This is a genomic window from Arsukibacterium sp., from assembly GCF_018402695.1.
Lineage (GTDB): Bacteria > Pseudomonadota > Gammaproteobacteria > Enterobacterales > Alteromonadaceae > Alishewanella.
On the sequence record NZ_JAGYIM010000014.1, the window covers coordinates 72,093 to 87,704 of the forward strand.

The 15,612-nt window shown below is 47.6% G+C and carries 12 protein-coding genes; 10 read left to right on the plus strand and 2 right to left on the minus strand.

What is annotated here, in order from left to right; translation table 11 throughout:
• Both KG631_RS07345 and KG631_RS07350 read left to right on the plus strand, forming a co-directional pair.
• Positions 1 to 1,524 carry an alanine/glycine:cation symporter family protein gene (locus KG631_RS07345; RefSeq protein ID WP_213997564.1) on the plus strand — a complete coding sequence of 508 codons (1,524 nt, stop codon included), beginning with the start codon at positions 1 to 3 and terminating at the stop codon, positions 1,522 to 1,524.
• Positions 1,525 to 1,719: 195 nt separating this feature from the next.
• Positions 1,720 to 2,082: a BON domain-containing protein gene (locus KG631_RS07350; RefSeq protein ID WP_213997565.1), complete on the plus strand. Its 363-nt coding sequence runs from the start codon at positions 1,720 to 1,722 to the stop codon at positions 2,080 to 2,082.
• Between the two features lie 35 nt (positions 2,083 to 2,117).
• Here KG631_RS07350 and KG631_RS07355 read toward each other — a convergent pair whose 3' ends face one another.
• The gene (locus KG631_RS07355) at positions 2,118 to 3,965 is read right to left on the minus strand and encodes an ABC transporter ATP-binding protein (RefSeq protein WP_213997566.1); all 1,848 of its coding nucleotides are present in this window, start codon (positions 3,963 to 3,965) and stop codon (positions 2,118 to 2,120) included.
• Positions 3,966 to 4,237: 272 nt separating this feature from the next.
• Here KG631_RS07355 and ribA point away from each other — a divergent pair, with 272 nt between their 5' ends.
• Together ribA and KG631_RS07365 are read left to right on the plus strand one after the other, a co-directional pair.
• Positions 4,238 to 4,819 (plus strand): GTP cyclohydrolase II, encoded by a 582-nt coding sequence (ribA, locus tag KG631_RS07360; protein WP_213997567.1) that lies wholly within the window; start codon positions 4,238 to 4,240, stop codon positions 4,817 to 4,819.
• A gap of 10 nt (positions 4,820 to 4,829) precedes the next feature.
• Complete coding sequence (locus KG631_RS07365) at positions 4,830 to 7,868, plus strand: FAD-binding and (Fe-S)-binding domain-containing protein (RefSeq protein WP_213997568.1); 3,039 nt, start codon at positions 4,830 to 4,832, stop codon at positions 7,866 to 7,868.
• A 52-nt stretch (positions 7,869 to 7,920) separates the two neighbouring features.
• Here the strand turns inward: KG631_RS07365 and KG631_RS07370 are convergent, their stop codons facing one another.
• Positions 7,921 to 10,551, minus strand: a complete 2,631-nt coding sequence (locus KG631_RS07370) for a TonB-dependent receptor (protein ID WP_213997569.1) — start codon at positions 10,549 to 10,551, stop codon at positions 7,921 to 7,923.
• A gap of 178 nt (positions 10,552 to 10,729) precedes the next feature.
• Here KG631_RS07370 and KG631_RS07375 point away from each other — a divergent pair, with 178 nt between their 5' ends.
• The 6 genes from KG631_RS07375 to KG631_RS07400 all read left to right on the plus strand — a co-directional run bounded on the left by KG631_RS07375 (position 10,730) and on the right by KG631_RS07400 (position 15,609).
• Positions 10,730 to 11,299 (plus strand): GNAT family N-acetyltransferase, encoded by a 570-nt coding sequence (locus KG631_RS07375; RefSeq protein WP_213997570.1) that lies wholly within the window; start codon positions 10,730 to 10,732, stop codon positions 11,297 to 11,299.
• The gene (locus tag KG631_RS07380; protein WP_213997571.1) at positions 11,299 to 12,633 is read left to right on the plus strand and encodes an FAD-binding oxidoreductase; all 1,335 of its coding nucleotides are present in this window, start codon (positions 11,299 to 11,301) and stop codon (positions 12,631 to 12,633) included. The genes KG631_RS07375 and KG631_RS07380 overlap by 1 nt, the downstream gene beginning before the upstream one ends.
• Positions 12,634 to 12,701: 68 nt before the next feature.
• A complete protein-coding gene (locus KG631_RS07385) occupies positions 12,702 to 13,349 on the plus strand; it encodes a LysE family translocator (RefSeq protein WP_213997572.1) in 648 nt (215 codons plus the stop codon).
• A 99-nt stretch (positions 13,350 to 13,448) separates the two neighbouring features.
• Positions 13,449 to 14,366, plus strand: a complete 918-nt coding sequence (locus KG631_RS07390) for a rhodanese-related sulfurtransferase (RefSeq protein WP_213997573.1) — start codon at positions 13,449 to 13,451, stop codon at positions 14,364 to 14,366.
• 97 nt (positions 14,367 to 14,463) lie between these two features.
• A complete protein-coding gene (locus KG631_RS07395; protein WP_213997574.1) occupies positions 14,464 to 15,015 on the plus strand; it encodes a cytochrome b in 552 nt (183 codons plus the stop codon).
• Positions 15,016 to 15,039: 24 nt separating this feature from the next.
• Positions 15,040 to 15,609 carry a YceI family protein gene (locus tag KG631_RS07400; RefSeq protein ID WP_213997575.1) on the plus strand — a complete coding sequence of 190 codons (570 nt, stop codon included), beginning with the start codon at positions 15,040 to 15,042 and terminating at the stop codon, positions 15,607 to 15,609.
• The last annotated feature ends 3 nt before the right edge of the window (positions 15,610 to 15,612 follow it).

The window sequence follows — 15,612 nt, forward strand, 5'->3', positions numbered from 1 at the left end:
ATGGAAGCCTTGGTCAGCACCGTCAATAGTATTATATGGAGCCCAGCACTGATATTTCTGTGTCTCGGCGCAGGATTGTTTTACTCCATCATTACCCGTTTTGCTCAGGTCAGACATTTCAAGGAAATGTGTAAGCTGCTGTTAAGTGGCAATGAATCTGACAAAGGTATTTCATCATTTCAGGCACTGGCAGTATCGTTATCTGGTCGGGTTGGGGTTGGTAATATTGCCGGCGTGGCTGCTGCCATCGGTTTTGGTGGCCCGGGTGCCGTGTTCTGGATGTGGGTAGTAGCGTTTCTGGGTGCCAGCACCGCCTATGCAGAGTCAACATTAGGTCAGGTATATAAAGTTGAAGAAGATGGGCAGTATCGTGGCGGTCCGGCCTATTATTTTGAGCGCTGCCTGGGTCAGAAATGGTTAGCCGTTTTATTTGCATTATCAGCGATTATTGCTTGTGGCGTTTTCCTACCCGGAGTACAGGCTAATGCGGTTGGCAATGCTTTCACCCAGGTTTTTGGTGAAGGTACTATGGTCGTAACCAGTTTTGGTGAAGTGGCCAGTTTAAAGCTGGTGGCTTTAGCCATTATTCTGATTATTTTGGCTTTTATTATTTTTGGTGGTATTAAACGGATTGCCCATTTTACCCAGATTGTTGTGCCGTTTATGGCACTCGGTTACATCGTTATGGCGTTGATCGTGGTTTTTCTGAACCTGGATAAAGTACCCGGAATTTTCAGTTTAATTATTTCTGATGCCTTTACGGCACAAGCTGGAATGGGCGCAGCAATTGGTTGGGGGGTAAAACGCGGTATTTATTCAAACGAAGCCGGACAGGGTACTGGGCCGCATGCAGCAGCAGCGGCCGAGGTTGATCACCCGGCCCAGCAGGGACTGGTGCAGGCCTTCTCAGTCTATGTTGATACCTTATTTGTCTGTACTGCCACTGCGTTAATGATTTTAATTACTTCACAATACAATATTCAGACTGAAGACTTTAATGCAGCAACCGGCGCTGGCACTATTATTGTGCAGAATATCGATGCAGCTACTGAGGTTGCTTCACCTGCGTTTACCCAAATGGCGTTAAACAGCGTGTTTGGGCAGTTTGGTCAGGCATTTGTAGGTATCGCAATTTTCTTTTTCGCCTTTACCACCATCCTGGCCTATTACTACATTGCTGAAACCAACGTGGCCTATTTGAACCGTTATTTTAAAGGCAATATTCCACTGGTGTTGGTGAAATTCGTGATTATGGCAATGGTCGCTTATGGCATGGTCAACAGTTCAGGCTATATCTGGGGCATTGGTGATATTGGGGTAGGCTTAATGGCCTGGATTAATATTCTGGGAATTCTGGCCATTTTCTTCGTCGCCAAACCGGCCATATTATGTTTACGCGATTACGAAGAGCAAAAGAAAGCGGGCGGACCGATTAATTTTGACCCGGTTAAACTAGGCATTAAAAATGCAACTTTCTGGGAGAAGCGGCTGGCAAAACAGCAGCAAGATAAGCTGTCTCAGTAATTGGTTTCCGAAGAACTAATCAGCATAGTTTGTTAGCACAAAGTAATTAAGTGAAGCCCGGCATGCCGGGCTTTTCTATATGTCTGACAGCGCACAGAACCTGGTATTTAATTGCGTCATGATAAGGCTGGAACTACACTTATACAAAACTTATGGTAGTAGTGCCGCCTTCTTAACCACCGACAGGAGCTGACGATGGACATTTATAACGTTAAATATATCGCGATTGGAACGGTTATAGCTGCAGCTTTGTTGTTAACTGGCTGTGAGCGCCAGAGTATTGAAGCGCAAAAAGACGAAGCGGGTATGACAATAACAACGGAAGATGGTAGTGGTGATGATATCAATGTTACCAATGCTGTGCATACCGCTCTCAGAGCGGAGCAACGCTTAGATAATGTGAATATTATGGTGGAAACGAGTAAAGGCGATGTCCAGCTTAGCGGAGAGGTTGCCACTGAGGAGCAGCGTGAGTTGGCTGAAAATATTGCTGCTGGTACACCCGGTGTGCATGCTGTTAACAATGACTTAAAAGTCAGCGGGACATCGTCGCAATAAATGCGACGTAGCCGCAGCGGTGTATTTAAGCGCTGTTATTCAACCCCTATAAAACCGCCGGTTTGATGGGCCCATAGTTGGGCGTAAATTCCGCCGGCGGCAATTAATTCATTATGGGTACCTTGCTCGACGATAGTGCCCTGGTCCAGCACTATCAGCCGGTCCATCTGGGCAATAGTCGATAATCGGTGGGCAATAGCGATAACTGTCTTGCCATCCATTAATTTATTTAAACTTGCCTGAATGGCAGCTTCAACTTCAGAATCAAGCGCCGAGGTCGCTTCATCCAGAATTAAAATAGGGGCATTCTTCAGCAGCACCCTGGCTATAGCAATGCGCTGACGTTGGCCGCCAGACAATTTCACACCGCGCTCACCAACCTGCGCATCAAGTCCGCTGTTCCCTTTAGGATCCGTCAAGTCATCAATAAAGTCGCTGGCCTCGGCCTGCTCTGCGGCTAGCACTAACTCAGCTTCAGTGGCATCAGGTCGGCCATAGGCAATGTTTTCACGCACTGAGCGGTGCAGCAAAGACGTATCCTGGGTTACCATGGCAATATGTTGCCGCAGGCTCTCCTGACTCACCGTACTGATGTCCTGGCCGTCAATTAGAATTTTTCCACTTTCTATATCATAAAAACGTAGCAGCAGATTAACCAGCGTTGACTTTCCGGCGCCGGAGCGGCCAACCAGGCCAACTTTTTCACCCGGTCTGATATTCAGGTTCAGTTCCTGTAAAACAGCGGCTTTGCCTGAGTCCGAGCTGGTTTTACCATAATTAAAACTCACCTGTTGAAACTCTATTTTACCAGCAGGCACTGTTAATTTAGTCGCATCAGGCTTATCTTTTACGTCAATAGGCCGCGACAGCGTAGCGATACCATCGGCGACGGTTCCAATGTTTTCAAACAGCGCGCTGACTTCCCACATGATCCACTGCGCCATACCATTTAAACGCAGGGCCAGACTAATCGCTATCGCAATAGCACCAACCGTTATGGCGCTGCCAGCCCATAAATACAAAGATAAGGCAGCAACGCTGAACACCAGAATATAGTTCAGGCTTTGCACCGAGACACTCAGACCGGTGGCCAGGCGCATCTGTTGATAAACCGGTTGCAAGAATACATCCATACTGTCTTTAGCGTAACTTTCTTCGCGGTTGGTGTGGGAGAACAACTTAATCGTTGCAATGTTGGTGTAGCTATCGACGATCCGGCCGGTCATTTCAGATCGCGCATCGGCCTGAGCGGTCGATACCCGCTTAAGCCGGGGCACAAAATAGAACTGCAGAGCAATATATAACACCAGCCAGACCAGCATCGGCACTATTAACCGCACATCTGCATCAGCAACAAAAAACAACATGGCGCCGAAATACACCAGCACGTAGACCATAACATCTAACAGTTTCATTACGGTTTCCCGCACCGATAATGCAGTTTGCATCACCTTGGTAGCAATCCGCCCGGCAAAGTCGTTCTGGTAAAAACTGACACTCTGGCGCAGTAAATAGCGGTGTGCCAGCCAGCGGATAGACATCGGGTAATTACCCAGTAACGTCTGGTGCACTATTGCCGAGTGAATGAATGTCATCAGGGGTAATAGAACTAAGGTAACCAGTGCCATCCAAATAAGCGTTGCGCGCTCCTCAGTAAAGAAGTTGTCAGGGTCATTGGCTACCAGCCAGTCGACTAACTGTCCCATAAAGCTAAATAATGACACTTCCAGGATGGCCAGGATGGCCGATGATAGCGACATAAATACCAAAGAACGCTCCATACCTTTCGTATAGTGGCGGCAAAAGGCCAGCAAGCCACGTGGCGGTTGGCCGGGTTCTGCAGCGGGGAAAGGTTTAGTAAGTCGTTCAAAGAAGCGCAACATATGGAGTCCTGAATGCAAGAAGAAGTTTAAGCGCGCATAGTGTAGCCGATTTTGCCGAACCGGGTCAGAATAATCAGTTAATTAGCAACTATCTAAAGGTTGTCTGCAGGCTCAATTCAGCAACAACTCCAGCAAATGTGATACTATCACAGAATATTGCTGTAGCCACGTCAAACCAGCCTGTTATAATCGGCGTATGTTATAACTTGTTTTAACGAAGCTCAGGCCCAATTTTCTTTACTAGTAGTGCGCCTTCATAGCTGAGAAGTAAAATGACCATTAAACTTGTCACCTCCACTGTATTACCCACACCTTTCGCTGAATTCAGGCTGCATGGTTTTTTAGCTGATAATGGTAAAGAGCATGTTGCCCTGACACTTGGCGATATTACGACCAGCGAGCCGGTGTTAGCGCGGGTTCACTCCGAGTGTTTAACGGGCGATGCGCTCTTTAGTCTGCGCTGTGATTGTGGGCCTCAGCTCGAGGCAGCTATGCGCAAAATAGCTGATCTGGGTCGGGGTTGTATTTTGTATTTGCGTCAGGAAGGGCGTGGCATTGGCCTTATTAATAAAATCCGGGCCTATGCTGAACAGGACAAAGGCCTTGACACTGTAGAGGCAAATGAGATTCTGGGTTTTTTACCTGATATGCGTGAGTACGATATTGCGGCAAAAATGTTTGAGCAGTTAGGTGTTCAGCAAATTCGCTTACTGACGAATAACCCTCGGAAGTTAAAGGCGTTGACTGACGTTGGAGTAAATATCCTGGAGCGGGTACAACACCGGGTAAAAACCACTGCCCACAGTCATCGTTACCTGGCAACAAAAGCCGCAAAAATGGGCCATATGGAGTAAACCATCGCTTATGATCCCGAAACTTACGCCTGAGCTTGCCCTGGATGCCAGCATTATTGCCTTTAATAAAGCGCTTGTTGCAGCTGGCTTTAGCGGTGACATTGAAACAAGCTATGGTAGCCGCCTGGCAGTGGCAACCGACAATAGTGTATACCAGGCGTTGCCGCAAGCGGTATTGTTACCAAAGAGTACCGATGATGTCGTTATTCTGACTTCGCTGGCGCAAACTTCCAGCTTTTCTCACATTAAGTTCAGCCCCCGCGGCGGCGGGACTGGCACGAATGGTCAGGCCCTGACTGAGCATGTCGTCGTCGATTTATCCCGGCATATGCGGGGTATTCTTGAAATTAATGTTGAGCAGCGCTGGGTCAGAGTGCAAGCAGGGGTGATTAAAGATCAACTAAATGCATTTTTAAAACCCTATGGTTTTTTCTTTGCACCGGACCTATCAACATCAAATCGTGCCACCATTGGCGGCATGATTAATACTGACGCCTCAGGCCAGGGCTCACTGGTGTATGGGAAAACCAGTGATCATGTGCTGGCGTTAAAAACGGTATTGATAGACGGCAATATTTTAAAAACCCATAAAATGGCGACGTTTGAAGCTGAACACCGAGCCGAAATGCCGAGCAGTATTGGCCGGATTTATCGCCAGGTACTGGACAGTTGCCGGACGTTCCGCCCGCAAATTATTGAAAAGTTTCCGCGTTTAAACCGTTTTTTAACCGGGTACGATTTAGAACACGTATTTAATGACGACTTAACCGAGTTTGATTTATCCCGAATAATTACCGGCTCTGAGGGCTCTCTGGGTTTTGTAACTGAAGCGAAGCTAAACATTACTCCTATTGCCAAATATAAATGCCTGCTCAATGTTAAATATGACAGTTTTGAAAGTGCCTTAAGAAATGCCCCATTTCTGGTTGCCGCTGAGGCGACCTCGGTAGAAACAGTCGACAGTAAAGTACTGGATCTGGCACGCAACGATATTATCTGGCATCAGGTGAAAGAACTGATCACTGATGTACCCGGCACTGAAATGCAAGGCCTGAATATGGTTGAGTATAACAGTGAAGAGCAGTCAGAAATGGCCCGGAAAATAGCGGCGCTGACGGCTAAGCTGGACGCTGCCATTGCTGATAAAACTGACGGTATCATTGGTTATCAGTTAACCTACGATGGTGCAGCCATCAGCAATATTTATGCAATGCGGAAAAAAGCTGTTGGATTATTAGGTAATACCCAGGGCGCACAAAAGCCAATTGCTTTTGCCGAAGATACCGCAGTGCCGCCGGAAAACCTGGCCGATTTTATTATGGAGTTTCGGGCGCTACTGGACAGCCATGGCTTGCACTATGGCATGTTTGGCCATGTCGATGCCGGCGTGTTGCACGTGCGTCCAGCATTGGATTTATGTGATCCTGAGCAGGAAAAGCTGTTGCGTACCATTTCAGATCAGGTTGTTGCCTTGACGGGTAAGTATGGCGGTCTGATGTGGGGGGAACATGGGAAGGGCTATCGCAGTGAATATGGCCCGGCATTTTTCGGCGATGAGCTATTCAATGAATTACGCAAAATTAAAGCGGCTTTTGATCCGCGCAACAGAGTTAACCCGGGAAAAATCTGTACGCCTTATTCCAGCGCTGACCAATTGGTATCGGTAGATGATCAGAAGCGGGCCTGGTTTGACCGGCAGATACCCGTGGCGGTGAAAAAAAGTTTCGATAGCAGTTTAAACTGTAATGGCAACGGCCAGTGCTTTAACTATGAAGAAAACTCGCCCATGTGCCCGTCAAGTAAGGTAACCCGAGACCGTCGTCACAGTCCAAAGGGGCGGGCAGGGTTAATGCGGGAATGGTTACGCCTTACCGAACTGCAGGGGATTGATGTTCTGGCAGAGGAGCAGCGAATCTTAGTTAATAAGCCCGGTTTTAGTTCATTGTGGCAAAAAATCAGAAATAGTCTGGCGAAATGGCAAGGTGCTGAGGATTTTTCCCATGAAGTGATGGAGGCGATGGAAGGCTGCCTGGCATGTAAAGCCTGTGCCAGTCAGTGTCCGGTAAAGGTAGACGTCCCATCCTTCCGTTCACGGTTCCTGCAACTTTACCACAGCCGCTATTTACGGCCAGCCAAAGACTATATTGTTGGCAATATTGAGCGTACCGCCCCAATGCTGGCTAAAGCGCCTAGATTGATAAATTTCGTGCTCAAACGCAAGGTTACTGCTGCAGTTCTGAAAAAAACAGTAGGCTACGTTGATACGCCTTTATTATCAGTGCCAACCCTGGCTCAACTGACCGCTAAACAGTATCAGTTTGATCTGGCCATGTTACAGCAGTTGTCGCCAGCTAAACAAGCCAGAACAGTATTGCTAGTCCAGGATCCGTTTACCAGCTTTTATGAAGCAGAGTTGGTTGCCGATGCTTTACAATTATTGGCAAAAATTGGTTTCAGGCCGGTGCTGCTGCCATTTGTACCGAACGGCAAGCCACAGCATGTCAAAGGGTTCTTACGGCAGTTTGCGGAGACAGCGGCAACCGCTGCCCGGTTTTTAAATCAGCTGCAGCAACTTAACATGCCGATGCTTGGATTAGATGCCTCGTTGGTACTGGCGTATCGTGATGAGTACAATAAAACGCTGGGCGCTAAGCGTGGTGATTTTCAGGTGCACCTGCTGCATGAATGGCTGGTGCAACAGCCAATACCGAGGGCAGTGAATACCGCAGACTATGCATTATTGGCGCATTGCACTGAAAAAACCGCGTTACCCTCAACTGAGAAGGCCTGGCAGCAGATATTCATCAACGCAGGAATGACTTTGCAAACGGTGCCGGTTGGCTGTTGTGGTATGGCCGGCACTTATGGTCATGAAGCGCAAAACCTGGACAATAGTAAAGCGCTGTTTAATATGAGTTGGCGCTCCCCAGTAGAGCGCTTCGGTGTGTCGAACATTTTGGTGACGGGTTTCTCCTGTCGCAGCCAGGTAAAACGATTGACAGGTGATAAACCAAAGCATCCATTACAAGCGTTACTGCATAGCCTGTAAAAAGAAAAACGCCCTCAATTGAGGGCGTTTTACATACTTCTATAACATTTTGTTAGAACTTATAGCTTGCTCTGACGTAGTAGTAACCCCCATTAATGCCCATTGGCGAGGTTTCATAGTACTTACCGCCAAATTCATTGTTAGCAACACCCGCCTGAGTTAACTGTAATTTCTCAGGCTCCGCATCAAACAGGTTTTGGGCACCGGCGGCCAGCACGATGTTGTCAGTAATGTAGTAGCTTACTTCAGCATCGAACGTGACTTTTGCGGCAGCATTCACCTCAGTGCCCGGTGAGTCGGGAGTACCTACCCAGTCAACGTGCACACCCTGATACTCACCATAATAGTTGGCACGAGCGAAGAAGCTCCAGTCGTCCCAGCTTTGGTTCCAGCTCAATGTAGCCCGGTGATTAGGCAGGTCATTTTCTAAACGGGAAACTTTATCCGGGCCAGTAATAGCCGGCCGGCCTTCTGGGGGGGTGCTGATCCGGTCGACTTCTGTTTCATTCCAGTTATACGCCAGGCTGAAAGTACCGCGACCATTAAGAATGTCCATCGCATAGTTGGCGACTAAATCGATACCCTGAGTGGTGGTGTCAAAGTCGTTAGTAAAGAAGCTGACCTGCTGAATAGAATCCACATTTCTGACACCCGCAGCGCGCAGTGCATCACGATCAGCATCTGTCAGATTAATTTTGCTGGATTGGCTTATCCGATCAGTAACTTCAATGTTGTAATAGTCGAGAGTAACAAAGAAGCTGTTGTAACTGTAAACCATACCAAAAGCATAGCTGGTTGATTCTTCAGGCGTCAGCTCCTGGCCACCTAATTGCAGTGATATCGGGTTGGTTGGTGGCAGCAAGGCTGAGTCAACCAATACACCCGATTCCAGGTTGGTCTGGACGTTACTGACGTTTGACTGACCCACTGTCGGTGCCCGGAAGCCACTGCTGGTCGAGGCGCGGAATGCCCAATCGTCATTTAACCGGTACTGACCGGTCAGCTTGTAATTGGTGGTGTCCCCAAAGGTGTCATAATCTTCGTAACGCAATGCTAGACCTAATAACAAAGCTTCAGACACTTCGGCTTCCATATCAACGTAAGCGGCGTAGTTGCGACGGGTATATACCCCGGCATCTTCGGGTTTGAAACCAGGGAAGCCGTTTGAACCAATACTAAAGCCCTGATCTACATAGGGGCCGACGGCGAATGAGGCAACGTCGCCGGCAACAACCTCAAAGCTTTCTTCGGTCCATTGGGCACCAAAGGCTACTGTTAAATCTTCATACAAACCTGCAGGAACAAATTTTACAAAATCGGCGCTAAAGGTTTTTTCTAACTGAATATACTTACCCGGGTTAAACTCGGTTGGACTGTCCGGGCCGAGTGAAGCATTCACTGTGTTGGTCATCTGATAAGTCGATTCATTGCGACCAACAGAGCCACTGAAATCGTACATAATATCTTTAAACCAACCATCCTTAAATTCACCTTTGGTACCAATCGCAAGGGCAGTATCCGTTACATTACCGCCGAAAGTCGGGGTAAAACCGCCTGGAAACAATTCGTTGAAGGCAAAACAGTTCTGGCCTACTGCCGTGTTTGGATCAGCTATCAGGGCATAGTCGGCCTGATCCAGTACATTACCGCTGGTGATATTGACAGTCGGGCAGGCAATGTTTGGATCTAACTGCGCTACCAGTAATGTCTCACCGCCATCATTAGAGAATACGCCTGGCCTGTTGTGCGGATTACGGTAGTAAAAACCACCTGTTACATCCCGCTCTGAGTAGTTACCAAACATGTAGGCTTCGCCGCCATTGCCGAGATCGAGCCCCGAGTTTACGAAGATGGTAATATCATCTTTAATTTCCGGCGAACCCCAAACCTGGGTGATCGGATCAATAAAATTATTGCCAGCGGCAATGAAACCTAAAGCATCAGCGCGTTGGACACTGCGACTGGTGGCATCCGAGTTTTTATACTGAGCACTGACGTTTACAAAGCCGTCATCAGTTAACGGCATACCAATATTGGCAGCATACTCGGTTGACGTGCCATCGCCTTCATAATATTCACCGTGCTTAACTTCGAAACTACCGCCGTCAGCAGCATCCTTTAACACAAAGTTTATAACCCCGGCGATTGCATCAGAGCCGTACTGTGCAGCAGCGCCATCCCGTAATATTTCTACTTGTTTCAGCGCGATACCGGGAATGACCGAAATGTCCGCGCCCTGAGCACCATCGTTAATACCCCCCCCTAAAAAGGCGATAACAGAGGCTTTGTGCCGCCGCTTACCATTAGTCAGAATTAAGGTGCTATCAGCTGACAAACCGCGCAGGTTGGCGGGTCGGATCAGGGTTGCTGCATCACTAATCGGGTTCGAGTGAACGTTTAAAGAGGGTACTGTGGTGGTTATCATGTTCAGCATATCTGAACTACCGCTTTTAACCAGTTCATCACCACCGATAATGTCAACTGGCACAGGTGAGTCACCAATTGAACGCGGCGCAGAACGACTACCTACCACAGCAATTTTTTCAATATTTTGCTCTTTGCTGGCCGTATCACTTTCTTCCTGAGCGACAGCAGCACCACTTGCGATACCTAACGCAAAAGTGGTTGCTATGGCATACTTAACAGCATGCGAAACCGGATGATATTTATTGTTGTGTTTCATAGTGTTTTCCTGGATTATTTTTTTTGATGTCACTAAGTAACGCTTATTGTTCAAAAGCGCCAAATTAACCATATTTTAAAATTAAGCGGTTGTCCATCGCAGTTTTAATGTCATTGGTCGATGATATGGGAACAAATTGTTACAAATATCAGCTGCAAGCCAGCTGTAACGGGGTTTTATGAAATCGATTGCAGTGATGCAGCCTGACCATTTTGCTGGTGTGATAACACTGGCTAATCAGGTTCATGGCGACAATTATCTGGATCTGGCTAAGTTAACCACATTACATCAACGCGGCATTAAGCAGGGAGTAAATGCAAGTTTTGTCGCGTTATCTGACAACAAAGTCGTGGGATATCGTCTTAGCTATGCAGCAGGACAATGGCCGCTGGATGAATGGTGTACCGTCAAATTATGGCCTGTTGCACCTGAGAAGATGGCCTATTTTAAATCAGTTGCCGTTGCCCCTGAGCTTCAGGGGCAGGGCCTGGGTTCGGCATTATTAAAAGCTTCAGTGTCTGCACTGCGCCAACAAGGTGCTGTAGCCGGTCTGGCCCACATCTGGCGGGAAAGCCCGGGCAATTCGGCTGAGCGTTATTTCAGTAAAGCCGGAGGTGAACTAGTGAAAATACACCCTGATCGTTGGTTACATTTATGTAAAACGGTTGGCTATATTTGCCCGCTATGTGGCAGTGAGTGCCATTGTACTGCGGCAGAGATGGCGTTAACTTTTTCAGGTAATAGCTGATGTACGATCCTTATGTTGACAGGCAACTTAGCAGTAGCCAAGGGGACCTGAACAGTTACTGGCAAGCGGTGACACCGCAGCCTGTCGAATATCCCGCAATAGTGAAGGATGTAAGCTGCGATACCGTAGTCATTGGTGCCGGCTATACGGGTTTAAACTGCGGTTATGAGTTGGCCGCAACGGAACAGCGGGATGTGGTGGTACTGGATGCATTGCAGCCAGGCTGGGGTTGTAGTGGCCGCAACGGTGGTTTTGTACTAAGAGGTACTGGCAGGCTGGGACTTACTCAATTAGCTGATCAATTTGGTCTGGACACCGCCAGACTGTTTCATCAGGAGTATGGCGAAGCAATTGCGAGGGTAAATCAGCTTATTGATGAAGGTAACATAGACTGTCAGCCTCAGCCGGTTGGCTACTATAAATTAGCCCATAAGCCCGCAATGGCAAAAGATCTGGTCCGGCAGGCCGAGCTGCTGCAACAACACTTTGCCTATCCGGTGCGATATCTTGATAAATCGGTGCTGCAACAGACGGTAGTTAACCATCAGCACACTTATGCTGCATTGTCTTTCCCTGATTGCTATGGCCTGAACCCGTTAGCTCTGGCAGGGGGCTATGCCAGGATGGCTGCTGCAGCGGGAGCTAAACTGCATGGACAGAGCCCGGTAGTGAGTTTTAAGCGTTGTAAAACTGGCTTTGAAGTTGTCACACCGCAGGCTGTTATTAAATCCAGCAACCTGGTTTTGGCGACCAATGCGTATACTGCCAGGGGCTTGTATCCAGCTCTTAATAACGGCTGTTTACCTGTGTTAAGCAGTGTTATTGTGACTGAGCCGCTTACCAGTCATCAACTACAACAACTTAACTGGCAACAAAACAGTATTATGATGGATACCCGTACCCTGAAGTATTACTACCGGCTCCTACCGGATAAGCGCATTCTATTTGGGGGCAGGGGGGCTATTAGTGGTAAAGCCGCTGCCGACCCCATCTATGCCCGGCGTTTACTGGCAGCATTAAAACACAGTTTTGCCGGCCTGGATCAGCTCAACTACCAATACCAATGGAGTGGTTGGGTGGGGGTGTCTTTTGATGATTTACCCAGGATTTATTCGCCAGAGCCTAATTTGTTTTATGCAGCTGGTTATTGTGGCAGTGGCTTGTCGTTCAGTACTTTGGCCGGTAAGCGTTTGGCGCAACTTGTAGCGGGTAAGAGACTCCCGGCATTGCCGATTTATCAAAGTGGTTTACCGGTATTTCCGATGACAGCATTTCGACGCCAGGGCCAGCAATTGTATTATCAGTGGGGCCGTTTTAAAGATCATTTCCTGTAAAGGGGTAGCAGCTACTGGCGTAAGTCTGACACCTTGCTACAATGGTGCCTTTTTAAGGCTGATTAACTATGTCGTTCTGGCCAGAATTTCTTATTATTGCTTCTGTGCATCTACTGGCAGTGGCCAGCCCCGGTCCGGATTTTGCTATTGTTTTGCGATACGCTGTTCGGTTTGGCCGTCGCGCCGCTGTTTATGCCAGTCTGGGTATAGGTCTGGCAATTCTGCTGCATGTCACCTATTCATTGGTTGGAATAGGAGTTTTAATCAAAACCACCCCCTGGCTTTTTCAACTACTAACAGTATTGGCTGCCTGCTATTTGCTTTATCTGGCCCAGGGCGCATTGCGTACAAAAGCCCCGGTTACTGCTGACGCTATCGCGCTGGAGCAACAAGCCAGGCCAGCGGGTTTGAAGGCATTCAGCGCGGGTTTTATCACTAATGGCTTAAACCCCAAAGCCACGCTATTTTTTCTGTCGTTGTTTGCTGTTGTTATCTCTGCAGATACGCCGTTTAGTTACAAACTTATCTATGGTTTATATATGGCCGTGGCGACGGCGGCCTGGTTTTGTTTGTTATCTTTTGTTCTGACCAACAGTAAGATCCGTGGTTTTTTGTTGTTAAAGGGTTACTGGTTTGACAGAGTAATGGGGGTCTTACTGCTGGCGTTGGCTGCGCAACTTCTGTTCAGCAGCTTTGGCAACAACGCAGGCATTTAATTAGGCTCGTATTCTTTGCCAGCAGGCGGATGATCGGTATAATGCCGGCCGTTGTTAATTTGCTCCGGATTTACGGTCCGGCGTTGCAAGAGGTGAACTATGTACGTTGTTGCTGCTTTATATAAATTTGTTAATCTGCCTGATTATCAGGCGCTGCGTCAGCCTTTGTATGATGTAATGGCAGACAATGGGGTAAAAGGTACCTTATTGCTGGCCGCTGAGGGTATAAACGGTACTATTTGTGGTTTACGTGAAGGTATTGACGCCGTAAATCGCTGGTTTGCTGACGATCCTCGCTTTGCCAACCTCAGTTACAAGGAGTCCTTCGCCGAACAACCTGCGTTTTACCGTACTAAGGTAAAACTGAAAAACGAAATTGTTACTATGGGCGTTGAAGGGATCAATCCGGCGCATATTGTCGGTACTTATGTCAAAGGTGATGACTGGAATCAGTTAATCAGCGATCCGGACACCTTGCTGATTGATACCCGTAATGACTATGAGGTCGCTATTGGTACCTTTAAAAACGCGGTCAATCCCAATACCACCTCGTTCCGCGAGTTTCCAGGCTGGGCGGCTGAAAATCTGGATAAAACCAAGCATAAAAAAGTTGCCATGTTTTGTACCGGTGGTATTCGCTGTGAAAAATCCACCGCTTTTTTAAAAGAGCAGGGCTTTGATGAGGTGTACCATCTTGACGGTGGCATTTTAAAGTATCTGGAAGAAGTGCCGGTTGAACAAAGTTTATGGCAGGGCGAATGTTTTGTCTTTGATCAACGAGTTGCGGTAAAGCATGGCCTGGAGCAGGGAAGTTATGACCAGTGCTATGCCTGTCGGATGCCATTGTCTGCTACCGAAATGGCCTCAAAGGATTATGTCAAAGGGTTGAGCTGCCCGCATTGTGTCAGTAAAACCACTGCGGAGCAAAAAGCGGCATTTGCTGAACGGCAAAAACAGGTAGCGCTGGCTAGCGCCCGTGGCGAAAAGCATATCCGAGATGGCAAATTGGATGAGTAACCGTTGATCTTTCTATAAAATAGATATATATTTGTTGTTAAATGCAATTTTAATTCTCATTAGTTGAGCTATTCTGCCCTTATGCAAGGAGGGCAGAATGCTCGCTAACTCTTCATCCCAATACGGTATCATCAGTATTAGTCTGCACTGGCTGGTAGCCCTGTGCGTCTACTCGTTATTTGCTTTGGGTTACTGGATGGTAGACCTCACCTATTACAGCAATTGGTACCCTACTGCGCCTTACTGGCATAAAAGTGTGGGTATTTTGCTATTTGGGATCCTAATATTTAGATTACTATGGCGTGTTTATACCACAACCCCGGCGCCACTTGAGTCGCAAAGTATAGTCGAGAAACGGCTCGCCAAACTGACACACACATTGCTATACCTGCTGATGCTGCTGATTATGTTGTCCGGGTATCTTATTTCCACCGCCGACGGCCGGCCAATTTCGGTATTTGGCTGGTTTGACGTCCCTGGCTTTGGCGAATTATTCCCACAACAGGCAGACAGGGCAGGTGTCGTTCATAAGTATCTTGCTTATGTCGTCATTGCGCTTAGCCTGTTGCATGCTTTGGCAGCGCTGAAACATCACTTTATTGATAAAGATTTTACCCTGAAACGAATGTTTGGGCGCTCAGCCCGATAACTTTGCAAACCAAGGAGCTATAGAATGAAAAAACACTTACTTGCTGCGGTGGTAGCCGCTACGTTTAGCCTGACAGCTAACGCCGCTGACTATAAAATTGATACCGACGGTGCCCATGCTTTTGTTCAGTTTAAAATAAGCCATCTTGGTTACAGCTGGTTATATGGCCGTTTTAATACCTTTGAGGGCCAGTTCAGTTATGATGCGGCTAAGCTGGCCGACTCAGAAATCAATTTGGTAATTGATACCGCCAGTGTGGATTCAAACCATGCTGAGAGAGATAAACATTTACGCAGTGCTGATTTTCTGAATGTGTCCAAGCATCCCAAAGCAAGCTTTACCAGCACCAGAATTGTCACAAAAGACGGTGACAATTTTGATTTATACGGCAATCTCACCCTGAACGGTGTGACTAAGGAAGTAATGATTGCTGCTGAAAAACTGGGAGAAGGCAAAGATCCCTGGGGCGGCTACCGCGCGGGTTTTGCCGGCACGACTTCATTTGAACTGAAAGATTTTGGCATCAATTATGATTTAGGGCCTGCATCATCGACGGTGTATCTGGATCTGACAGTCGAAGGTATCCGCCAGTAAAAA